Annotated in this window: 1 pseudogene; it reads left to right on the top strand. The window is 71.6% G+C overall.

The features are described 5' to 3' along the window. A pseudogene (locus tag C1X29_RS28695) lies at positions 1-264 on the top strand (IS21 family transposase); the annotation flags it as partial.

The raw sequence follows: 264 nt of genomic DNA, 5'->3' as shown, positions 1-264 counted from the left end.
GTGAGTACGCCGCAACCTGGGCGGCCCTGTCCGGCGCGCTGTCCCAGCGCGACGCCTGCCGCCGCATGGTCGAGCTGCTCTGGCTCGCCCATGACGAGGGCTGCGAGGCCGAGCTGGCGGCGCTCCTCGCCGAGGGTCTCGCGGCCGGGCTCCTGCCAAGCGCCCACGATCTGAAGGCGCGGCTGGAACCGCGCCAACGAGATCTTCCCGACGATGTGCCCGTCACACTCACTGCGCTCACCCAGTTCGACGCTCTGCTGGAGG

The sequence above is a fragment of the Pseudomonas sp. GW456-12-10-14-LB2 genome, from assembly GCF_002884345.1.
GTDB classification, from domain to species: domain Bacteria; phylum Pseudomonadota; class Gammaproteobacteria; order Pseudomonadales; family Pseudomonadaceae; genus Aquipseudomonas; species Aquipseudomonas paraglycinae.
Note: the sequence above shows the minus strand (reverse complement) of the source record. Positions and strands in the feature narration are given on the sequence as shown.